This is a genomic window from Rhizobium sp. YJ-22 (assembly GCF_029601685.1).
Lineage (GTDB): Bacteria > Pseudomonadota > Alphaproteobacteria > Rhizobiales > Rhizobiaceae > Metarhizobium.
This window is the reverse complement of the sequence record NZ_JARRIR010000012.1, coordinates 58,698-79,609: the sequence shown is the minus strand read 5'-3', so window position 1 is coordinate 79,609 and position 20,912 is coordinate 58,698. Positions and strand designations below refer to the sequence as shown.

Sequence of the window (20,912 nt, the reverse complement as noted above, 5' to 3'; positions counted from 1 at the left end):
CTTCAAGCGGTCCAGTCGAAAATGCCCCTGGCGGCGGCGGGGCCGAGGGTTTCGGGTGCGACCTCAAAATTCAGACGCGTGAGATCGCCGGCCGGCAGCAGCGTGAAGCTTTCGACGGCGGCGATGAAGCGATCCTGCTCGGCCGGCGCGACGACGCCGTCGGCCAGCGTGCGGAATTTATGGATGTAGTCGGCGCGCCGGAACGGGCGGGCGCCGAGCGGATGGGCGTCGGCGATCGCCAGCTCGTCCTCGATCACCCTGCCGTCGGCAAGCGTGACGACGACGCGGCCGCCAAAAGCCTTTTCCGCGGGATTGTGGCTGTGGTAGCGCCGCGTCCAAACGGGATCTTCCACCGTCGAGACCTTGTGCCAGAGCGCGATCGTTTCCGGCCGGCTCGCCCGTTCAGGCGCATAGGAGTGCTCGTGATGCCAGCCGCCGTCTTCGAGCGCCACGGCGAAGATATACATGATCGAATGGTCGAGGGTTTCGCGGCTTGCCTGCGGGTCCATCTTCTGCGGGTCGTTGGCGCCGGTGCCGATCACATAATGGGTGTGGTGGCTGGTGTGGATGACGATGCTTGCCACCTGCGAGAGATCGCCGATCTTCGGCCCCATGCGGCGGGCGAGATCGATCAGCGCCTGGCTCTGGTATTCGGCGGAATGTTCCTTGGTGTAGGTGTCGAGGATGGCGCGCTTGGCCTCGCCGGGTTGCGGCAGGGGCACGCTGTATTCGGCCTTGGGGCCGCCGAGCAGCCAGGCGATGAAACCGTCTTCGCCCTCCCAGGCGGGCGAAGGGGCGCCTTCGCCGCGCAGCACCCGGTCGACGGCCTCGACCGCCATCTTGCCGGCGAAAGCCGGGGCATAGGCCTTCCAGCTCGAAATCTCGCCCTTGCGCGACTGGCGGGTGGTGGTCGTCACATGCAGCGCCTGCTGCACCGCCTGATAGATCGTTTCGACCGGCAGGTTCAGCGCCGCGCCGATGCCGGCGGCGGCTGAAGGGCCGAGATGGGCGATATGGTCGATCTTGTGCTCATGCAGGCAGATGCCCTTTACGAGGTTCACCTGGATTTCATAGCCGGCGGCGAGGCCGCGCGCCAGCGCCTTGCCGGTCAGGCCGCAATGCTGGGCGACGGCGAGGATGGCGGGGATATTGTCGCCGGGATGGGAGTAATCGGCAGCGAGAAAGGTGTCGTGGAAATCGAGTTCGCGCACGGCGACGCCATTCGCCCAGGCGGCCCATTCCGGCGAGACGCGGCGGGTGCCGGGCAGGCCGAAGACGGTGGCGCCCGGCGCATAGGGATGGGCGAGCGCCTGCGCCCGGGCACTGGCGACCGGCCGCCGGGCGAGCGAGGCGGCGGCGACCGCGGCATTGTCGATGATGCGGTTGCCGATCATCTGGACGACCTCGTCCTCGATGGCGACATCGTCGGCGGCGACAGCGGCGATCTTCCAGGCAAGCTGGTCTTCACGGGCGAGATGTTCGGCGGACTTGTGGGTGCGGACGGTATGCGATTTCACGAATGCGTCTCCCGGAGTGTTGTCGTCTGAAGGCGCGGCGCTTGCCAAGCCGGTATTTATTCGCAATATCTACATCCTGAATTCGGCGCAAATGACTGAAAATGCAGATATTTGCGAAGTCGTTTCCGCAGAATTGCAAAGGTTGCGAAGAAGGGATGTCCGGTGAAGAAAGCGTTTGTGGGAGTGCGGCTGAAGCGCCTGCGCGAGGAGCGGCGGCTGACGCAGCAGGGGCTGGCCGACAGCCTCGGCATTTCGCTGAGCTATCTCAACCAGATCGAAAACAACCAGCGGCCGATCACCGTGCCGATCCTGCTGCGGCTCAACGCCGCCTTCGGCGTCGACGTGCAGCTTTTCTCCGACGAGGACGAGGCGCGGCTGGTCGGCGGGCTGCGCGAGGCCTTCGCGAGCCTGCATGGCGGAGAAGCGGTCAGCCTGGCGGAGATGCGTGAGATCGCCGCGAACATGCCGGCGGTCGCCCGTGCCGTCCACGCCCTGCACCGGCAAGGGAGCCGGGCGGTCGAGCAGGTGGAGGCGCTGTCGACGGTGCTTGGCGACGACCGCAAGCCACCGGCAGCAGGCCTGCCGACGATGCCCTACGAGGAAGTGCGCGATTATTTTTCGGCCCGCGCCAACCATATCCCCGAACTGGACGAGATTGCCGAACGGCTGGCCGGCGATCTCAACATGCCGCTCGGCCGATTCGACGCCCCACTCGAAAACCGGTTGCGGCAGAAGCACGGGGTCGCCGTCGAAATCGGCCGCGACCAGCCGGGGGCGGCGGCGCAACGCCGCTTCGATCCGGCCACCAAGACGCTCAGCCTGTCGTCGCGGTTGAGCGAGGGCCAGCGCGCCTTCCAACTCGCGACCCAGCTCTGTTTCCTGGAGCAGGAAGGCCTGCTGGACCGGCTGGCGGGGCCGGGCCAGTTCGGCAATGGCGAGACGCGGGCCCTGGCGCGCATCGGGCTTGCCAATTATTTCGCCGGCGCGCTGATCATGCCCTACGGGGCCTTCCTGCAGGCGGCCGAGGCCCTGCGCTACGATATCGACCTGCTGGAGCAGAAATTCAATGTCGGCTACGAGACGGTCTGCCATCGCCTGAGCACGCTGCAGCGGCCGCAGGCGCGCGGCGTGCCGTTCTTCTTCGTGCGCGTCGATCGCGCCGGCAATATTTCCAAGCGCCAGTCGGCGACGAACTTTCACTTTTCCCGGGTCGGCGGCACCTGTCCGCTGTGGAACGTCTATGAGGCCTTCGCCACGCCCGGGCGCATCTGCACGCAGCTTGCCGAAATGCCGGACGGGCGCGCCTATCTGTGGATCGCACGCACCGTGTCGCATCGCGGCGGCGGTTTCGGCGCGCCGGCGAAGGCCTACTCGATCGGGCTCGGCTGCGACCTGGAGAATGCCGGGCGGCTGGTCTATTCCAAGGGGTTGGCGCTTGGCGATCCGGGTGCGCGCACGCCGATCGGCGTGGGCTGCAAGCTCTGCGAACGCGCCGATTGCTCGCAGCGCGCCTTTCCCGCGCTTGCCCGGCGGCTGGTGGTCGACGAGCGGGTGGCGAGTTTCGCGCCCTATTCGGCCTCGTGACGAACGAATCTAATAAACATATAAAGATTTCTTTATGTCTATTGACATCCCCCGGGATTTCGGAGGATATGCCCCTGTCATGGTTCCCCGGAGCAGTCGACCTGCGCCCCCGGGGCTAAGAGGGAATCCGGTGCGCCCATGGCAATCCCGGAGCTGCCCCCGCAACTGTAAGCGGCGAGCCGCTGTCCACGATGTCACTGAGGCGAAAGCCTCGGGAAGACGGACAGCGGCGACGACCCGCAAGCCAGGAGACCTGCCACGACGAATAACGTCCACGGGCGGGGTGTCCCGGTGGTTGCTTGCCCGCTGCCGGCAACGGCAGCGCCTGCATGCGTCCGCTTTACCCATGCCCCCAGAACCAATGGGGTATGACCATGACCAACCAGACTCTCACCGTCGCCAGCCTCGGCTTTCCGCGCATCGGTCGCCATCGCGAGCTGAAATTCGCGCTCGAAGGCTACTGGTCCGGCAAGATTGCCGAAAGCGACCTTCTCGAAACCGCCGCAAGGCTGCGCGCCGAACACTGGGCGCTGCAGCGCGACAGGGGGATCAGCCGCATCCCTTCCAATGATTTTTCCTTCTACGACCATGTGCTGGATACCGCCGTGATGGTCGGGGCCATTCCGCCCGCCTATGGCTGGAGCGGCGGTGCGGTGCCGCTGTCGACCTATTTCGCCATGGCGCGCGGCAGCCAGGGCGAGGGTCATGCCGATTGCGGCCATGCCCATCACGGCCATGGCGTTCCGGCGCTGGAAATGACCAAGTGGTTCGATACGAACTACCACTACATGGTGCCGGAAATCGCCGAGGACCAGGAATTCGCGCTCACCGCGCTAAAGCCGGTGGAGCATTTCCTGGAGGCGAAGGCGCTCGGCATCCACACCCGCCCGGTCATCCTCGGCCCGGTCACCTTCCTCAAGCTCGCCAAGGCGCGGCCCTCGACCTTCAAGCCGCTCGACCTGCTGCCGAAACTGCTGCCGGTCTATGCGGAACTGCTGCGCCGGTTGAGCGAAGCCGGCGCCGACTGGGTTCAGGTCGACGAGCCCGTTCTCGTCCTCGACCTGACCGAGGGCGAACGCCATGCCTTTACGCTGGCCTATGAGGCGCTGGCCGCAGCCGCGCCGAAGCTGAAGCTGATGCTGACCACCTACTTCGGCGCGCTCGACGACAATCTCGCCGCCATGGCGGCGTTGCCGGTCGCCGGCCTGCATGTCGATCTCGTCCGCGCGCCGCAGCAGATCGAGGCGGTGCTTCAGGCGACGCGCCCGGATCAGGTGCTGTCGCTCGGCGTCATCGACGGGCGCAACATCTGGCGGGCGGGGCTTGCCGGCATCATCGAACGGGTGGAGCCCGTCGTATCGGCGCGCGGCCTCGACCGCGTCGAAATCGCCGCCTCCTGCTCGCTGCTGCATGTGCCGATCGACCTGGAGCTCGAGACGGCGCTGGATGCCGATCTCGCGACATGGCTGGCCTTCGCCACGCAGAAGCTTGATGAGCTTTCGATCCTCGGTCGTGGCCTGGCGCAGGGCAAGAGCGTCGTGCTGGAAGCGCTGACGGCGTCCACGAAGGCACTCGCCGCCCGCGCCGCCTCTTCGAAGGTCACCGATCCGCTGGTGCAGGGCCGGCTGTCAGCCATCGATGCCGGCATGCGCGAGCGCGCCAGCGCCTTCGAGCATCGCCGAAAGGTGCAGGCCGAAGCGAACCGCCTGCCGCTGTTCCCGACGACGACCATCGGCTCCTTCCCGCAGACCAGCGAGGTGCGCAAGGCGCGCGCGGCGCATGCCAGGGGCGCGATGAGCTACATGGACTACGAGGCATTCCTGCGGGCGGAAACCGAAACGGCCGTGCGCTGGCAAGAGGAAATCGGCCTCGACGTGCTGGTGCATGGCGAGTTCGAGCGCAACGACATGGTGCAGTACTTCGGCGAGCAGCTTTCCGGCTTCGCCTTCACCCGGCATGCCTGGGTACAGAGCTACGGCTCGCGCTATGTCCGCCCGCCGATCATCTTCGGCGACGTCTCTCGTCCCAATCCGATGACGGTGCGCTGGTGGGAGTATGCGCAATCGCTGACCGACAAGCCGATGAAGGGCATGCTGACCGGGCCGGTCACCATCCTCAACTGGTCGTTCGTGCGCGACGATATCGCGCGCAGCGAGACGTGCCGGCAGATCGCGCTCGCCATCCGCGACGAGGTCGTCGATCTTGAAAAGGCCGGCGCCCGCATGATCCAGATCGACGAGGCGGCGTTGCGCGAAGGCTTGCCGCTGCGTCACAGGGATTGGCAGCATTATCTTGACTGGGCGGTTGAATGCTTCCGCCTGTGCTCCAGCGGCATCGCCGACCGCACGCAGATTCACACCCACATGTGCTATTCGGAGTTCAACGACATCATCGCAGCGATTGCGGCCATGGATGCCGACGTCATCTCCATCGAGACCTCGCGCTCGAAGATGGAGCTGCTCGACGCCTTCCGCACTTACGCCTATCCGAACGAGATCGGCCCCGGTGTCTACGACATCCATTCGCCGCGCGTGCCGGAGATCGCGGAAATGACCGATCTCCTGTCGCTGGCACGACAGCGGCTGCAGGACCGGCAGATCTGGATCAACCCGGATTGCGGCCTCAAGACCCGCAAATGGGAAGAGGTCCGGCCGGCGCTGGTCAACATGGTCGCCGCTGCCCGGGAACTACGCAACGCCGCCCGGTAACGCTGCAAGACGTGAACGATGCGGCCCGGGTGAAAATCCGGGCCGCATCTTTTTGTGCGCATCGCGCAGCGGTGTATCTGTGCATAACCCGCTCCGACTGGCGCCGCTATCCACAGTTTTCATGCTTTCCGCCTCTTTCTTTTTGCAGGGAACACGCCACCCATTGACGGAACTTTAAGATCGCCTACTATATCTAGTGTTCAAGGTTCCTTCGATTCGAGAGGATCGAAGGCTAAGACGGGAATCCGGTCGGGCTTTGCCCAAGCCGGAGCTGCCCCCGCAACTGTGAGCGGAGAGCGTTCGTTCCTTCATGCCACTGGGCTTGCCCGGGAAGGCGGAGCGAGGGCTTCGACCCGCAAGCCAGGAGACCTGCCTTGGATGTTGATATCCACCGGCGGGGTGCCCGGCAGGAATGCGTTCCGTCGCGGCATGATGCCGCCGGCGCCTTCCCCGACAGCCCTGTCATGCGCAGCTTCGGGGTGAAGTCCATGTCGAATTTTCCGTTTTCGCGCCTCTAGCGCTTTCGACGCCGTTTCGGCGTGACCGTCCCATCTCTGCTTTTTTCCCGGCCGTCCCGCGGCGGCCGAATGATCCTTCACGTCCATTCACGAGGAAAATCCATGTCCATCACCGTCTACTCCAAGCCGGCCTGCGTCCAATGCACCGCCACCACCCGCGCCCTCGATCGCCAGGGCCTCGACTACACGGTCGTCGACGTCTCCGAAGATGCGGATGCCTTCGCGCTGGTGCAGGGGCTCGGTTATCGCCAGGTTCCGGTGGTCATCGCCGGCGAGCGCCATTGGGCGGGCTATCGCCCCGACATGATCGGCGGCCTCGCCTGAGACGCAAGCGATGGGCGACCTCGTCTATTTCTCCAGCCGGTCGGAAAACACCCATCGCTTCGTGGAAAAGCTCGGGCTGGCGGCGGCCCGTATTCCGCTGCGTGACGAGACGCTGAGGGCCAAGGCGCCCTTCGTGCTCGTCGTGCCGACCTATGGCGGCGAGGGCGGCAAAGGCGCCGTTCCCAAACAGGTGATCCGCTTCCTCAACGATGCGGAAAACCGCGGCAACCTTCGCGGCGTGATCGCCGCGGGCAACAGCAATTTCGGCGCGACCTTCGGGCGCGCCGGCGACGTCATCTCCGCCAAATGCGGCGTGCCCTATCTCTATCGCTTCGAGCTTCTGGGCACTGCGGAAGATGTCGCCAACGTCATCAACGGATTGGAACGGTTTTGGACACGATGACCTCTTCGGTGGCGCGGGATGCGGGTGAAAAGCCGCTCCACGCTTTTCCCCATGCCGCGGGCGACAAGCCGGCAAAGGCCCCGGAAATCACGGCGCTGGACTATCACGCGCTGAACGCCATGCTGAACCTCTATGACGAGCAGGGGCGGATCCAGCTCGACAAGGACCGGATGGCGGCCAAGCAGTATTTCCTCCAGCACGTCAACCAGAACACCGTTTTTTTCCATAACCTGCGGGAAAAGCTCGATTATCTGGTGACCGAGGGCTATTACGAACAGGAAGTGCTCGACCAGTATTCCTTCAATTTCGTGCGCGACCTCTTCGACCGCGCCTATGAGCGGAAATTCCGTTTCCCCACCTTCCTCGGCGCCTTTAAATATTACACCTCCTACACGCTGAAGACCTTCGACGGGCAGCGCTATCTGGAGCGGTACGAGGACCGGGTGTGCATGGTGGCGCTGACGCTGGCGCGCGGGCAGGAGGCGCTGGCCTGCGATCTCGTCGACGAGATGCTGTCCGGTCGCTTCCAGCCGGCCACCCCCACCTTCCTCAATGCCGGCAAGAAGCAGCGGGGCGAACTGGTTTCCTGCTTCCTGCTGCGCGTCGAGGACAATATGGAAAGCATCGGCCGCTCGATCAATTCGGCGCTGCAGCTTTCCAAGCGCGGTGGAGGCGTGGCGCTGTCGTTGACCAATCTGCGCGAGATGGGCGCGCCGATCAAACAGATCGAAAACCAGTCCTCCGGCGTCATTCCGGTGATGAAGCTCTTGGAGGATAGCTTCTCCTATGCCAACCAGCTCGGGGCGCGCCAGGGCGCGGGCGCGGTCTATCTGCATGCCCATCACCCGGACATCATGCGTTTCCTCGACACCAAGCGCGAGAATGCGGATGAAAAGATCCGCATCAAGACGCTGTCGCTCGGCGTCGTCATCCCTGACATCACTTTCGAACTGGCGAAGAACAACGAGGACATGTACCTGTTCTCGCCGCATGACGTCGAGCGCGTCTACGGCGTGCCCTTCACCGAGATCTCGGTGACCGAGAAATACCGCGAGATGGTCGAGGATGCCCGTATCCGCAAGAAGAAGATCAAGGCGCGCGATTTCTTCCAGATCATCGCCGAGATCCAGTTCGAGAGCGGCTATCCCTACATCATGTTCGAGGACACGGTGAACCGGGCAAACCCGGTCGCCGGTCGCATCACCATGAGCAATCTCTGCTCGGAGATCCTGCAGGTCAGCGAAGCCAGCGCCTTCAACGACGATCTCTCCTATGCGAAGATGGGCAAGGACATCTCCTGCAATCTCGGCTCGCTGAACATCGCCGCCGCCATGGACTCCGCCGATTTCGGCCGCACCATCGAGACCGCCATCCGGGCGCTGACCGCCGTTTCCGAAATGAGCCATATTTCCTCGGTGCCTTCGGTGGAGAAGGGCAATGACGACAGCCACGCCATCGGCCTCGGCCAGATGAACCTGCACGGCTATCTCGCCCGCGAACGCATCTTCTACGGCTCCGACGAAGGCATCGATTTCACCAATATCTATTTCTACACCGTCACCTATCACGCCATCCGTGCCTCCAACCGTCTCGCGGTCGAGAAGGGCGTGAGCTTCAAGGGTTTCGAGAATTCGAAATACGCCTCCGGCGATTATTTCGACAAATATGTGCAGGCCGAATGGCAACCGGCGACGGAGAAGGTGAAAGGCCTGTTCGAAAGGGCCGGCATCCACATCCCGACGCAGGAGGACTGGCTTGAGTTGAAGCGGGCGGTGATGCAAGGCGGGCTTTACAATCAGAACCTGCAGGCCGTGCCGCCGACCGGCTCGATCTCCTACATCAACCATTCGACCTCCTCGATCCACCCGATCGTTTCGAAGATCGAGATTCGCAAGGAAGGCAAGATCGGACGCGTCTATTATCCCGCCGCCTATCTCACCAACGACAATCTGGACTATTATCAGGACGCTTATGAGATCGGCCCGGAAAAGATCATCGACACCTATGCGGCGGCGACGCAGCATGTCGATCAGGGCCTGTCGCTGACGCTGTTCTTTCGCGACACGGCGACGACGCGTGACATCAACCGGGCGCAGATCTACGCCTGGAAGAAGGGCATCAAGACCATCTATTACATCCGCCTGCGCCAGATGGCGCTGTCCGGCACGGAAGTGCAGGGCTGCGTCTCCTGCGCGCTGTGATTTCGGGGATAACCATGAACATCCAAGTGAAGACCAAGGCCCCCAAGGCGGCGTCCGCCGTCAGCGCCATCAACTGGAACCGAATCGAGGACGACAAGGATCTCGAAGTCTGGAACCGCCTGACCGGCAATTTCTGGCTGCCGGAAAAGGTGCCGCTCTCCAACGACATTCCCTCCTGGGCGACGCTGAAGCCAGCCGAGCAGCAGCTCACCATCCGCGTCTTCACCGGGCTGACGCTGCTGGATACGATCCAGAACGGCGTCGGCGCCGTGAAACTGATGGAGGATGCCATAACCCCGCATGAGGAGGCGGTGCTGTCCAACGTCGCCTTCATGGAGGCGGTGCATGCACGCTCCTATTCCTCGATCTTCTCGACGCTGTGCCTGACGCCCGATGTCGACGACGCCTATCGCTGGTCGGAGGAAAACGAGTTCCTGCAGCGAAAGTCGGCGCTGATCATGGGGCAATACGGCTCCGGCGATCCGTTGAAGACGAAGGTCGCTTCCGTCTTCCTCGAAAGCTTCCTGTTCTATTCCGGCTTCTACCTGCCGATGTACTGGTCGAGCCGGGCGAAGCTGACCAACACCGCCGACCTCATCCGCCTCATCATCCGCGACGAGGCCGTGCACGGCTATTATATCGGCTACAAGTTCCAGCGCGCCCTGGAGCGCGTGTCGGCGGCGGAGCGCCAGGACATCAAGGATTTCGCCTTCGACCTGCTGTTCGAGCTTTACGACAACGAGGCGAAGTACACCGAAGCCCTCTATGACGGCGTCGGACTGACCGAGGATGTGAAGAAATTCCTGCATTACAACGCCAACAAGGCGCTGATGAACCTCGGCTATGAGGCGCTGTTCCCGCCCGAGGCCTGCAAGGTCAACCCCGCCATCCTTTCCGCCCTCTCGCCGAACGCCGACGAGAACCACGACTTCTTCTCCGGTTCCGGCTCCTCCTATGTGATCGGCAAGGCGGTGGCGACCGAGGACGAGGACTGGGATTTCTGAGGCCGGCGACGCCAGTCCCGATGTCGTGGCGTGGCGGGTGCATGTCGCATTCTCAAGCGGACGCTTCGGCGGATCGTGTTTTTTTAGCACTGTTCAAGGTGCTGCTTCGACGCCTGTCGAAGCGGATAATTGGGAAACCGGTTCAAAGCCGGTGCTGCCCCCGCAACGGTTACGGATAAGGCTCTCGACGGATGCCACTGGTTTTTACCGGGAAGGCGTCGGGAGCATCCCTCAAGGGATAGTCCGAAGCCCGGAAACCAGCCTCGGACAGCAGACCTGGCCGGTTGCGGAGGGCGATCGAGAGGCGAATGACGGCCCTCGCTCGGCCGTCTTTCCCGTCTCGTCTCCTTTCCCCGGTCATCCGATGCGCGCCATCGGCGCGTGCGTTGACAGATCCGTCCGTTGAGGAGCGGCGGCAACCCAGAGGAGATGAGCATGAGCAGCAACAGAGGCGTCGTCTACATGCGCCCCGGCAAGGTCGAGGTTCGCGACATCGACGATCCGAAGCTGGAGGCGCCGGATGGCCGCCGCATCGAGCACGGCGTCATTCTCAAGGTGATTTCCACCAATATCTGCGGTTCCGACCAGCATATGGTACGCGGCCGCACCACCGCGATGCCAGGCCTGGTGCTTGGCCACGAAATCACCGGCGAGGTCATCGAGAAGGGCATCGACGTCGAGATGCTGGAGATCGGCGACATCGTCTCGGTGCCGTTCAACGTCGCCTGCGGGCGCTGCCGCTGCTGCAAGTCGCAGGATACCGGCGTCTGCCTGACCGTGAACCCGTCGCGCGCCGGCGGCGCCTATGGTTATGTCGACATGGGTGGCTGGATCGGCGGGCAGGCGCGCTACGTCACCATTCCCTATGCCGATTTCAACCTCTTGAAATTCCCCGATCGCGACAAGGCCATGGCCAAGATCCGCGATCTCACCATGCTCTCCGACATCCTGCCGACCGGCTTCCACGGCGCGGTCAAGGCCGGAGTCGGGGTTGGTTCGACCGTCTATGTCGCCGGCGCCGGGCCGGTCGGTCTGGCGGCGGCCGCCTCCGCGCGCATCCTCGGCGCCGCCGTGGTGATGATCGGCGATTTCAACACGGATCGCCTCGCCCATGCCGCGAATGTCGGCTTCGAGCCGATCGATCTGTCGAAGAGCGACCGGCTGGGCGACATGATCGCCGAGGTCGTCGGCACCAACGAGGTCGACAGCGCCATCGACGCGGTCGGCTTCGAGGCGCGCGGCCATGCCGGCGGCGAGCAGCCGGCCATCGTGCTCAACCAGATGATGGAGATCACCCGGGCCGCCGGCTCGATCGGCATCCCCGGTCTCTACGTCACCGAGGATCCGGGCGCCGTCGACGATGCGGCCAGGCATGGCAGCCTGTCGCTGCGCTTCGGTCTCGGCTGGGCGAAGGCGCAATCCTTCCATACCGGCCAGACGCCGGTTCTGAAATACAACCGGCAGCTCATGCAGGCGATCCTCCATGACCGCCTGCCGATCGCCGACATCGTCAATGCCAGGATCATTTCGCTGGAGGATGCGGCGCAGGGTTATGAAAGCTTCGACCAGGGTGCTGCGACCAAGTTCGTCCTCGACCCGCATGGCGACCTGCTGAAGGCCGCCTGATCCTGTCTTGCAAGCGCCGGCCGCAAGACGCTTGCGGCCGGCGGCACATTGCGGCGGGAGGTTGTGCGTCATGCTTGACCTCACCGCCGATTGTCAAATAGTCTTGAGATACGGAACAGGTTCCGTCGATATGACGGATGAAAAGGGAATGCGGTGAGGTCTCTCCAGCAGGGACCGATGCCGCGACTGCCCCCGCAACTGTAACCGCAGAGCTTGCCCCATGATGCCACTGCGCCCGGCGCGGGAAGGCGGGGAGAGCGATAACGCGGAAGTCAGGAGACCTGCCTGTCCCGGTCACCCATGCCAGGATACGGGGTGTGTCCGGGCGCGGCCGTCCGTAGCGGTGACATTGTCGAAATGTTGCCGGGTCGCGTGACGGCGGGGGGAAGCGTCGCTTTCCGTTTTCCGATACGCGCCCGCGGTGGGAAGCCGTGCAGGATTCGTCCTGCCGTGAGGGAAAGATGAAGACGCTCGTGGCGGGAACCTTCCCGCTTGCAATCGCATTGCGCCGGCCGGGTTTCGCCCGGAAACGGCCGGAGGCCGACCAGCCGGCCACGCCCGACATCATCATCGCCGCCAACTGGCGGCTCTCCTTGGAACGGATCATGCGCGCCGGCGCGCCTGGAGCAACTGCGGATGCGCTGCGCCGAAGGCAGTCATGTGCTGCCGGCGATCGACGGCGTCGCGGCAAACTCGATTTTGGCGCTGGCGGCGGGCCGGCGGCATCCGGCGTGTCCAGGTCTTGCTCGGGCCGCAAGGCACCTTTCAATACCCATTCCCTGATCGGCGAGGCCAGGATGATCGTGCCGCCGGCCGGGCAGGGCGCGCGCGCGAAGCGTAAGGAGAAGAAGCCATGAGCGAGTTTCGTGAAATCCTGAGGGATTACCTCGCGGACGAGAGGGCGAGTTGGAGCCTCGGCTCGTTCGGGGCAATCGCCGAGTTCCATCAGGACCGGAACGAGGCGCTGGAGGTCGATTCGCCCGGCCTGTTCGAGCGCGCCAGCGCGCGCGGCGCCATCCGTCTTCATGCGGCGGCGATCGAGCGTATCGTGCCGGTGGCCTATGAGACGCTCAGCCCGAAGCCGCATCGCTGGAGCCACGCCATCGCGCTTTGCCTGCCGGAAAGGGATGCCGCGCGCGAGGCGCGCAGCGTGCTGACCGAACTGGGCCCCGATGCCGACGCCATCCGCGCCGTTGACCGCAAGGCCATCCTCTTCGACATGGGCCTCGGCCTGCCGCAATGCGATTTCTGCATCCGCACCCGGGATGAAGACCTTCTCGCGATCCTGCGCGCCAATCTCGGCCGCAGCCTGTTCGATCCGGCCAATTCCGCCGCCGGCGCCATCCTCAAGGCGCATCCGCACCGGGTCGCGCTGACCCAGGTCGGCCGCGTCGAGGTGTTCCAGATGATCGGCGGACCGGACACCGGCGGCGTCTCCCCGCCCGGCCCGCATACGCATCTGCTGCCGCAACTGTTGAAATCCGGCCGCACCCATTCCGCCAACACACCGATCCCGGAAGGCCTGTTGCCGCTCGGCTACCTGCATCCGGCCAATCCGGTGATGGATGGCATGGGCGCCGATACCGCCTTCGACATCGACGACCACGCCCGGTTCCAGGCGCTGTTCGACCGCTATGCCCGCGCCGATCTGCCCGCGCTGCGCAGGGCGGTGCTGGAGGCGCTGGCAAGCGAAGCCGATCCGGCCGGGTTCGCCCTGCCCGCCGACCGCTTCGCCCGCGCGACCCTGCGCCTGACCTTGCGTCAGCAGCATCGCCTCGCCGAACGCTTCGGCAGCCGCATCTATGCCGGCCTCGTCGCCCGTTGGCGCGACGCCTTCGACAGGGCGTCCGACACCGCCGCCGCCGAGGACGACAACCCCGGTCATTGATTGCTGTCCTAATTCGCCTCCTGCGCTTCAGGGTCCGTCGAACGGTCCCGCCTGACCGACCTCACGCCCGGCGGTGCTTGGGAGTGACGCCATAGGCCTTCTTGAAAGCGGTGGTGAAGCTCGAGGGATTGCGGTAGCCGGCGAGGTAGGCCGCCTGGGCGATAGGAATGCCATCGCGCTCAAGTGCGGCGCGGGCGGTTTCCAGTCGTTCGCGGCGGATGAAATCGGAGATGGGGATGCCGAAGCTTTCCTTGAAATGGCGCTGGATCGAGGAGGTGCCGATGCCGACGGCCTCGGCGATGCGGTCGAGCGTCAGTTCCTCGCAGACATGGGCGAGGATATAGTCGCGCACCTTCTCGCTCTGGCGGCGGCTGAGCGCGCTCGGGTGATGGGCGGTTTCCTGTTCCGAGCCGACGAGCGCCGAGCAGGCCTGGCAGAGAATGTCGAAGGCAAGGGAATTGCGGTGCAGGGTCAGGAGTTCCCCGGCCATCGAGGTCGGCGGGTTGAGGATCTGCTCGGCGATCTGGATGAGATGCCGGCTCGGCCAGAAGCGGAATTCGGCGAGATGCGCGCAGAAGAAGGCGCGCAGTTTCGGCATGCTGGTCGGCTGCGAATGGATGAGCCGCTCGATCCAGGGCAGGGGCGCCGAGATCATCACCTTGCGCAGCGGCGTCTGGCTTTCGTTGACGAAGCGCAGCTTGCAGCCGCGCGCGATGTTGAGCATGAAGACGATCGGTTCCGCAGTCTCGGCATCGCCGGCATCGATGCGGAAGTGCACGTCGTCCATGATGAAATGCTGCTGGCCCTGCAACAGCACCATGACGATGCATTTCGGCCAGACGTCATAGAGATCCTCGTCGGGCGTGCAGGTCGGCGGGCCTTCCATGGCGCCGACGAACAGGTGCTGGGGAATTTCCGGTTTCGTCATCACGTTCAAGGTTCGCTCCCTGGGCCTCGCCCGACGGAAGCCGGCGATGCCTGCGCGTAGTTTTTTGCCGTTTACGCGAAAGTCTTTCCCGTCGACAGCCCGGACAGGCTAATCATATAGTTGATCGCGTCAATCAAGTTTTAATTGCCGGCGCTTATGCCGGCCTTTCTGGCATGTGGGTTGGAAAATGTGGGGCATCTTTTCGCCGTCGATCGGACGGTGCCGTATCGTATTGCTGGCGGCGGCGAGCCTTGTCGCGCTGAATGCGGCGGAGGCGCAGCAGCGCAACGGGGCTGGCGACGGCACCGAACTGGAGGCCATCGTCGTCAAGAACGGCGGCACCGAGAAAGGCAACGGCCCGGTCGACGGTTATGTCGCCAGACAAAGCATGGCCGGCACGAAAACCGATACGCCGGTGGCGCGCACGCCGCAAAGCGTATCGGTGGTCTCCAGGCAGCAGATCAAGGACCAGCACGCGCAATCGGTCGCCGAGGCGCTGCGCTACACGCCGGGCGTCTTCACCGAATATCGCGGCACATCCAACCTGCGCGACGAGCTGTTCGTGCGCGGTTTCTATTACGTGCCGAAATATCTCGACGGCCTCTTCCTCGGCGGCGATCTCTCCTATGCGAAGATCGATCCCTATCTGCTGGAGCGCGTCGAACTGCTGTCGGGGCCGGCTTCGGTGCTCTACGGACAGGCCAATCCCGGCGGTATCGTCAACATGGTCAGCAAGCGGCCGACCGATGCGCCGCTGCGCGAGGCGGAGCTGTCGGTCGGCAGCGACCGCTCCGTCTCGGCCGGCTTCGACATCAGCGACCGCGTCAACGACACCGTCGGTTACCGCGTCGCGATCACCGGGTCGCGCCGCGATCTTCAGGAGGATTTCGCCAGGCAGCAATCCTTCGCCATCGCCCCGTCGATTGCCTGGTCGCCGGATGAGGGCACTTCGCTGACGGTGCTCGGTGGCTATCAGAACGAGCCGCATGCCGGTTATCGCAACTTTCTCGATGCGGCCGGAACGGTCGATCCGATCCCCGGCTTCGGTTATGTGCCGCGCGACTTCTTCGTGTCCGATCCAGATTACGAGCGCTCGCAACGCAAGCAGGCTTGGATCGGTTATGAATTCAAGCATGAATTCAACGACAGCCTGACGTTCCGCCAGAATGCCCGTTACCACCATGTCGACTGGCTGCATCACACGCTGGTCTATGGCAGCGCCGGCGCCGACCCGGCCTCTGGGGCCAACACGCTGATCAGCCGTTCGGCAAGCGGCGGCACGGATGCCTGGAACCAGTTCACTATCGACAACCAGCTCGAAGGCAAGTTCTCGACCGGCGCGGCCGAGCATACCCTTCTCGGCGGTGTCGATTACCAGTATCGCACGCGCGACTACGAATGGGGCCGCGCCAAGGTGCCGAGCCTCAGCATCGCCGCGCCGAGCTATGGCGGCTTCGACTACGATTCGCTGGTTCTGGCGACCTCCGACCTGCAGGAACTGACCGCCCGGCAGGCCGGCGTCTATCTTCAGGACCAGGTGGAATTCGGCAAGCTCGACCTGATGGCGGGCCTGCGCTACGACTGGGCCAAGACCGACATCGACGACCGGCTGGCCAGCAACAACGACCAGAACTACAAGGACGGCGCCTTCACCTGGCGCGCCGGCGCGCTCTACACCTTCGACAACGGCATCGCCCCCTATGTCAGCTATGCTACCTCCTTCGAGCCCTCGCTCTACATGCCGCCGGCCGGCCAGGATGCATTCTCGCCGACGACGGCAGGCCAGTTCGAAGTCGGCGTCAAATATGCGCCCGAGGGTTCGGGCATGTTGCTGACCGCCGCCTTCTACGACCTGACGCAGAACGACGTGGTCGCGGGCGCCTGGAACCCGACGCTTGCCCGGACGGAGTATTCGCAGATCGGGAAGATCCACAATCGCGGGCTGGAACTCTCGGCACGCGCGGAAATCACCGATTCGCTGTCGCTGATCTCGGCCTACAGCTATATCGATTCCGAAATCGAATCCTCGGTCACCAGCGGCGAAGTCGGCAAGATGCCGGCGCGCATTCCCCAGCATCAGGCCTCGTTGTGGTTGACCTACGCCATCGATCAGGGCCCGCTGGAAGGCCTGACGCTGGGCGGCGGCCTGCGCTATCTCGGCAGCAGTTGGGGCAACAACACCAACACCTTCAAGGTCGATCCGGTGACGTTGTTCGATGCGATGGTCTCCTATGATTTCGGCGCGAAGCAGCCGGACTGGAAGGGGCTTTCACTGCAGGTCAACGTCAAGAATATCGGCGACGAGCGCTATGTCGCCTCCTGCGCCAATGCCTATGCGTGCTTCTACGGCGAAGGCCGCAGCGTCGTCGCGACCCTGAAGAAGACATGGTGAGGACGGCATTGGGCCGAACCGGTATCGCGACCGCGATCATGATGCTGGCGATGGCGGGCGCCGTGCGCGCCGAAGCGCCGTCGCCGCTGGTCCCCGGACAGGAGATTGCCGGCCGCGCCGAGGCGCGCCGGCTGTTCGATCCGCAGGCGATGCCGGGCGACTACATCAAAGGGCGGATCAATGTCGGCGAAGGCCGCTTCGATCTCGATCTGGTCGACGGCGAGGGGCGGCACGTTCGCCGCCTTGCGGAAGATGCGACGGGCGTTGCCGAATTCCAGTTCGTCGCCGGCAGCGCCGGGGAGCGGCTGGCGGTGACGGCCGGCCAGGCGGCGGGACTCTATCGGCTGCTGATCGATCGCCGCATCACCGTCGCCGAGCAGCAGGCGCCGCCGCCCGCCTATCTCAGCCCGGAAATCGCCCGCATGGCCGCTTCGCTTGCCAGGGGCGAGACGACCGACGCTTTCTGGAAACGCATCGAGGAGCGCGGCACACCGCTGGTCGAGGACGGGCCGGACGGCACGGTTATCGTCACCTTTCTTGGCCGGGGCGCGCAGCGCAACATCCGCCTGTTCGGCGCGCCGAGCGGCGATCACGAGGAATTGCAGCGGCTCGATGGCTCGGACATCTGGTTCCGCAGCTTTGCGGTTCCGGCCGGCACACGCCTGTCCTACCAGCTCGCCTTCGATGTGCCGGACCTGCCCGGCAGCGCCCGCGAGCGCCGCGTCGCGATCCTCTCGACGGCCAGGGCCGATCCGCTCAACCCGCATCGCTGGCCGGCCGAAGCCATGGATGACTACAATCAGGATTCGGTGCTGGAATTGCCCGGCGCACCGCCGCAGCCCTTCGTGGCCGCGAGCGGCGCTCCGCAAGGCACGCTTTCCCATATCGAAATGGCAAGCCGCATCCTCGGCAACAGCCGCGACATCACCATCTATCGCCCGCCCGGCTTCGATCCGGCGCACAAGGATATCGTGCTGCTGTTCATGTTCGATGCCGATCAATATCTCGAAAAAGTGCCGTTGCCGCGCATTCTCGACACCATGATCGCCAGGGGCGCGGTGCCGCCCGTGGTGGCGGTGTTCGTTGCCAATCCGGATCGCGCCGCGCGCGCGCGGGAACTGCCTGGCAATGCCGATTTCGCCGATTTCATGGCGGGCGAGCTTTATCCGCGCGTTCTCGCCGAAACCGGCATAAGGCCTTCGGCGGAGCGCACGGTGCTGGCCGGCTCCAGCTATGGCGGGCTGGCGGCGGCGACGGTCGCGCTGCGCCATCCCGAAACATTCGGCGCGGTGCTGTCGATGTCCGGCTCCTTCTGGTGGAGCCCATCGGGAACGCCTGACGATCGCAAGGAATATGTGGCCGGGCTGGTCGCAGCCGCGCCCGCGCCGCCCTTGCGCTTCTTCCTCTCGGCCGGGATTTTCGAGACCGGCTCGGGCGGCACGGCCGGCATTCTCGATACCAGCCGGCATCTGCGCGACGTGCTGCAGGCGCGGGGCGTGCCGGTCATCTACCGCGATTATGCCGGCGGGCATGACTACCTCGTCTGGCAGGGCGCGATCAGTGACGGGTTGACCGCGCTCTTCCCGCAGCGATAAATATGAGTAAATGAGTTATATTTTTTAAGGAGCAGGCCATGCATCAGGCAAGCGCATATCTGGAAACCGTGAACGGCCCTAAATACCTGGCGCAGCTCTGCAAGCATTTCGCCCACAAGATCGAAGTCTTCCATTCGGAAGGCCATGGCGTCTGTCGCTTCCCGTTCGGCACCGGCATCCTCGATGCCGATGAGAGCGGATTGCGCATGGTCGCGGAGGCCGCTGGCGCGGATGAGCTCAGGCGGACGCAGGAGGTGATCGAATCGCACCTGATGCGTTTTGCCTTCCGCGAGCCGCAGCAGGCCCTGCAATGGCATGGCGCCGATCAGGCCGCCCCAGCGTGAACGGATGACCCGATGAAATATCTCAATGCCTTCGCCGCCCTTGTCGCCGTCGCCTTTGTCGCGTTCTCCGCCTTTGCCGTGGAGATCGCCACGGCGCGCGGCCCGGTCGAGATCGCGGCAACACCGCGGCGGATTGCCGTCTACGATATCGCCGCTCTCGATACGCTCGAACGGCTCGGCATCCACCCCGCCGGCATTCCCGACAAGCTTTATGTCCCCGAACTGGAAGCGGTGAAACGCGATGCCGTGTCGGTCGGCACGTTGTTCGAGCCGGATCTGGAGGCGCTGAGCGCGCTGGCGCCGGATCTGGTGATCGTTGGCAGCCGCTCGGCTGGCCGGGCGGAGATGACCGCCAAGGTCGCGCCAACCATCGACATGACCATCGACGGCAATGATCTGATCGGCCAGGCCCGGGCGCGGCTTGCCGCCTACGGCGCCCTGTTCGGCAAACAGGCCGAAGCCGATACCGCCATTGCCGGGCTGGATGTGGCGGTGCAGGCGGCCAAAGCGGCGATTAACGGCAAGGGCAAGGGCTTGATCGTCATGACCAACGGCCCGAAGGTCTCGACCTACGGTCCCGGCTCCCGCTTCGGTTGGCTGCACAGCGTGCTCGGCCTGCCGCCTGCCGTCCCGACCATCGATGCCGCGACCCATGGCGAAGCCGTCTCCTTCGAATTCATCCGTGACGCCAATCCCGATTGGCTGCTGGTGCTCGATCGCGCCGCCGCCGTCGGCAGCAGCGAGCAGGGCGCGAAGGTGACGCTCGACAACGAACTCGTCGCCGAGACCACCGCCTGGAAAAAGGCGCAGGTGATCTATCTGCCGCCCGCCGATTTCTACATTGCCGCCGGCGGCGTGCAAGCCGTCGAGCGCGTGCTGGCGACGATCACCAAGGGTTTTGCCGCCACGCAATGACATCGGCATTTTCCATTTTTCCGTCGCGCCGTGGGGTGGTGGCGACGCTCGGGCTTGCCGCCTTGGGTGGGCTCAGCCTGTTCGTCGGCGTCAGCCCGCTGCCGCCGGGACGGCTGCTGAGCGATCCGCAGGCGCTGCAGCTTCTCGTCGTCAGCCGTCTGCCGCGCACGCTGGCGGCGCTGCTGGCCGGCGCTGGCCTCGCGATTGCCGGACTGATCATGCAGACGCTGGCGCGCAACCGTTTCGTCGAGCCGGCGACAGCAGGGACGGCGCAGAGCGCCGAACTCGGCATTCTCCTGGTGACGCTGCTCTGGCCGGCAGCAGCGCTGCCCTTGAAGACGTTGATCGCCGCCGGCATGGCGATGGCCGGCACGGCTCTGTTCCTGGCGACGGCGCATCGTCTGCCGCCGACCCAGCCCTTTCTCGTGCCGCTGTTCGGCATCGTCTATGGCGGCGTCATCGGCGCGGCCGCCACCTTCGCCGCCTGGCAGGCGGGGCTGCTGCAATTCCTGTCGATCTGGACCAGCGGCGATTTTTCCGGCGTGCTGCGCGGTCGCTATGAATTGCTTTGGCTTTCGGCGGCGATGGTCGCGGTCGCCTGGGTTGCCGCCGACCGGCTGACGATCATGGCGCTTGGGCGCGATGCCGCCATCGGGCTCGGCATCGATCCCGCGCGAATGATGCAGCTCGGCCTTGTCATCGTCTCGGTCGTCACGGCGCTCACCGTCGTCGTTGTCGGCATGATTCCCTTTGTCGGGCTGGTGGTGCCGAATCTGGCGGCGCGGCTGATCGGCGACAACATGCGCGCCACGCTCGGCTGGGTGGCCTTCGGCGGCGCCACGCTGGTGCTCGGCTGCGATATCGCCGGCCGACTGATCCGCTTCCCTTACGAAATCCCGGTGGGAACGGTGATGGGCGTGGTCGGCGGCATCCTCTTCCTCTGGCTGCTTCTGCGGCGATCCTAG

The 20,912-nt window shown here is 64.7% G+C and carries 16 protein-coding genes and 4 riboswitches; of the genes, 14 read left to right on the top strand and 2 right to left on the bottom strand.

Features of this window, described 5'->3' with window-relative positions:
* Positions 1-2 precede the first annotated feature (2 nt).
* Positions 3-1,517 (bottom strand): MmgE/PrpD family protein, encoded by a 1,515-nt coding sequence (locus P7F60_RS23920; protein WP_277920208.1) that lies wholly within the window; start codon positions 1,515-1,517, stop codon positions 3-5.
* A gap of 162 nt (positions 1,518-1,679) precedes the next feature.
* Between P7F60_RS23920 and P7F60_RS23915 the strand changes: the two genes are divergently transcribed.
* The 9 genes from P7F60_RS23915 to P7F60_RS23875 all read left to right on the top strand — a co-directional run bounded on the left by P7F60_RS23915 (position 1,680) and on the right by P7F60_RS23875 (position 13,773).
* Positions 1,680-3,101 (top strand): short-chain fatty acyl-CoA regulator family protein, encoded by a 1,422-nt coding sequence (locus P7F60_RS23915; protein ID WP_277920207.1) that lies wholly within the window; start codon positions 1,680-1,682, stop codon positions 3,099-3,101.
* A gap of 63 nt (positions 3,102-3,164) precedes the next feature.
* Positions 3,165-3,377, top strand: a riboswitch (cobalamin riboswitch).
* Between the two features lie 98 nt (positions 3,378-3,475).
* On the top strand, positions 3,476-5,809 hold the full coding sequence (gene metE / locus P7F60_RS23910) for a 5-methyltetrahydropteroyltriglutamate--homocysteine S-methyltransferase (protein WP_277920206.1): 2,334 nt from the start codon (positions 3,476-3,478) through the stop codon (positions 5,807-5,809).
* 186 nt (positions 5,810-5,995) lie between these two features.
* Positions 5,996-6,201: riboswitch (cobalamin riboswitch) on the top strand.
* Between the two features lie 228 nt (positions 6,202-6,429).
* Positions 6,430-6,651, top strand: a complete 222-nt coding sequence (gene nrdH, locus P7F60_RS23905; RefSeq protein ID WP_277920205.1) for a glutaredoxin-like protein NrdH — start codon at positions 6,430-6,432, stop codon at positions 6,649-6,651.
* 10 nt (positions 6,652-6,661) lie between these two features.
* Positions 6,662-7,054 (top strand): class Ib ribonucleoside-diphosphate reductase assembly flavoprotein NrdI, encoded by a 393-nt coding sequence (gene nrdI / locus P7F60_RS23900; RefSeq protein ID WP_277920204.1) that lies wholly within the window; start codon positions 6,662-6,664, stop codon positions 7,052-7,054.
* Positions 7,042-9,255: a class 1b ribonucleoside-diphosphate reductase subunit alpha gene (gene nrdE, locus P7F60_RS23895; RefSeq protein ID WP_277920203.1), complete on the top strand. Its 2,214-nt coding sequence runs from the start codon at positions 7,042-7,044 to the stop codon at positions 9,253-9,255. Before nrdI ends, nrdE begins: the two co-directional genes overlap by 13 nt.
* Before the next feature lie 14 nt (positions 9,256-9,269).
* Positions 9,270-10,259: a class 1b ribonucleoside-diphosphate reductase subunit beta gene (gene nrdF / locus P7F60_RS23890; RefSeq protein WP_277920202.1), complete on the top strand. Its 990-nt coding sequence runs from the start codon at positions 9,270-9,272 to the stop codon at positions 10,257-10,259.
* A gap of 79 nt (positions 10,260-10,338) precedes the next feature.
* A riboswitch (cobalamin riboswitch) is annotated at positions 10,339-10,540 on the top strand.
* 154 nt (positions 10,541-10,694) lie between these two features.
* On the top strand, positions 10,695-11,885 hold the full coding sequence (gene fdhA, locus P7F60_RS23885; RefSeq protein WP_277920201.1) for a formaldehyde dehydrogenase, glutathione-independent: 1,191 nt from the start codon (positions 10,695-10,697) through the stop codon (positions 11,883-11,885).
* A gap of 100 nt (positions 11,886-11,985) precedes the next feature.
* Positions 11,986-12,189: riboswitch (cobalamin riboswitch) on the top strand.
* Positions 12,190-12,346: 157 nt separating this feature from the next.
* Complete coding sequence (locus P7F60_RS23880) at positions 12,347-12,742, top strand: hypothetical protein (RefSeq protein WP_277920200.1); 396 nt, start codon at positions 12,347-12,349, stop codon at positions 12,740-12,742.
* On the top strand, positions 12,739-13,773 hold the full coding sequence (locus tag P7F60_RS23875) for a hypothetical protein (RefSeq protein WP_277920199.1): 1,035 nt from the start codon (positions 12,739-12,741) through the stop codon (positions 13,771-13,773). The genes P7F60_RS23880 and P7F60_RS23875 overlap by 4 nt, the downstream gene beginning before the upstream one ends.
* Before the next feature lie 61 nt (positions 13,774-13,834).
* Here the strand turns inward: P7F60_RS23875 and P7F60_RS23870 are convergent, their stop codons facing one another.
* Entirely contained in the window at positions 13,835-14,701 is an 867-nt protein-coding gene (locus tag P7F60_RS23870; RefSeq protein ID WP_277920316.1) for an AraC family transcriptional regulator, read from the bottom strand.
* Positions 14,702-14,888: 187 nt separating this feature from the next.
* On the opposite strand from P7F60_RS23870, the gene P7F60_RS23865 reads away from it, so the two are divergent.
* The 5 genes from P7F60_RS23865 to P7F60_RS23845 are packed head-to-tail and all read left to right on the top strand — an operon-like array spanning position 14,889 to position 20,912.
* Positions 14,889-17,093: a TonB-dependent siderophore receptor gene (locus tag P7F60_RS23865; protein WP_277920198.1), complete on the top strand. Its 2,205-nt coding sequence runs from the start codon at positions 14,889-14,891 to the stop codon at positions 17,091-17,093.
* The gene (locus P7F60_RS23860; protein WP_277920197.1) at positions 17,087-18,688 is read left to right on the top strand and encodes an alpha/beta hydrolase-fold protein; all 1,602 of its coding nucleotides are present in this window, start codon (positions 17,087-17,089) and stop codon (positions 18,686-18,688) included. The genes P7F60_RS23865 and P7F60_RS23860 overlap by 7 nt, the downstream gene beginning before the upstream one ends.
* Before the next feature lie 38 nt (positions 18,689-18,726).
* The gene (locus P7F60_RS23855; protein ID WP_277920196.1) at positions 18,727-19,032 is read left to right on the top strand and encodes a DUF2218 domain-containing protein; all 306 of its coding nucleotides are present in this window, start codon (positions 18,727-18,729) and stop codon (positions 19,030-19,032) included.
* Positions 19,033-19,044: 12 nt separating this feature from the next.
* Positions 19,045-19,947 (top strand): siderophore ABC transporter substrate-binding protein, encoded by a 903-nt coding sequence (locus P7F60_RS23850; RefSeq protein ID WP_277920195.1) that lies wholly within the window; start codon positions 19,045-19,047, stop codon positions 19,945-19,947.
* Complete coding sequence (locus tag P7F60_RS23845; protein ID WP_277920194.1) at positions 19,944-20,912, top strand: iron chelate uptake ABC transporter family permease subunit; 969 nt, start codon at positions 19,944-19,946, stop codon at positions 20,910-20,912. The genes P7F60_RS23850 and P7F60_RS23845 overlap by 4 nt, the downstream gene beginning before the upstream one ends.

Excerpts from the sequence above, each read along its gene's own strand:
- metE (WP_277920206.1), top strand. The coding sequence starts at position 3,476 with ATGACCAACCAGACTCTCACCGTCGCCAGCCTCGGCTTTCCGCGCATC.
- nrdH (WP_277920205.1), top strand. The coding sequence starts at position 6,430 with ATGTCCATCACCGTCTACTCCAAGCCGGCCTGCGTCCAATGCACCGCC.
- nrdI (WP_277920204.1), top strand. The coding sequence starts at position 6,662 with ATGGGCGACCTCGTCTATTTCTCCAGCCGGTCGGAAAACACCCATCGC.
- nrdF (WP_277920202.1), top strand. The coding sequence starts at position 9,270 with ATGAACATCCAAGTGAAGACCAAGGCCCCCAAGGCGGCGTCCGCCGTC.
- fdhA (WP_277920201.1), top strand. The coding sequence starts at position 10,695 with ATGAGCAGCAACAGAGGCGTCGTCTACATGCGCCCCGGCAAGGTCGAG.
- P7F60_RS23880 (WP_277920200.1), top strand. The coding sequence starts at position 12,347 with ATGAAGACGCTCGTGGCGGGAACCTTCCCGCTTGCAATCGCATTGCGC.
- P7F60_RS23875 (WP_277920199.1), top strand. The coding sequence starts at position 12,739 with ATGAGCGAGTTTCGTGAAATCCTGAGGGATTACCTCGCGGACGAGAGG.
- P7F60_RS23870 (WP_277920316.1), bottom strand. The coding sequence starts at position 14,701 with ATGACGAAACCGGAAATTCCCCAGCACCTGTTCGTCGGCGCCATGGAA.
- P7F60_RS23865 (WP_277920198.1), top strand. The coding sequence starts at position 14,889 with ATGTGGGGCATCTTTTCGCCGTCGATCGGACGGTGCCGTATCGTATTG.
- P7F60_RS23860 (WP_277920197.1), top strand. The coding sequence starts at position 17,087 with ATGGTGAGGACGGCATTGGGCCGAACCGGTATCGCGACCGCGATCATG.
- P7F60_RS23855 (WP_277920196.1), top strand. The coding sequence starts at position 18,727 with ATGCATCAGGCAAGCGCATATCTGGAAACCGTGAACGGCCCTAAATAC.
- P7F60_RS23850 (WP_277920195.1), top strand. The coding sequence starts at position 19,045 with ATGAAATATCTCAATGCCTTCGCCGCCCTTGTCGCCGTCGCCTTTGTC.
- P7F60_RS23845 (WP_277920194.1), top strand. The coding sequence starts at position 19,944 with ATGACATCGGCATTTTCCATTTTTCCGTCGCGCCGTGGGGTGGTGGCG.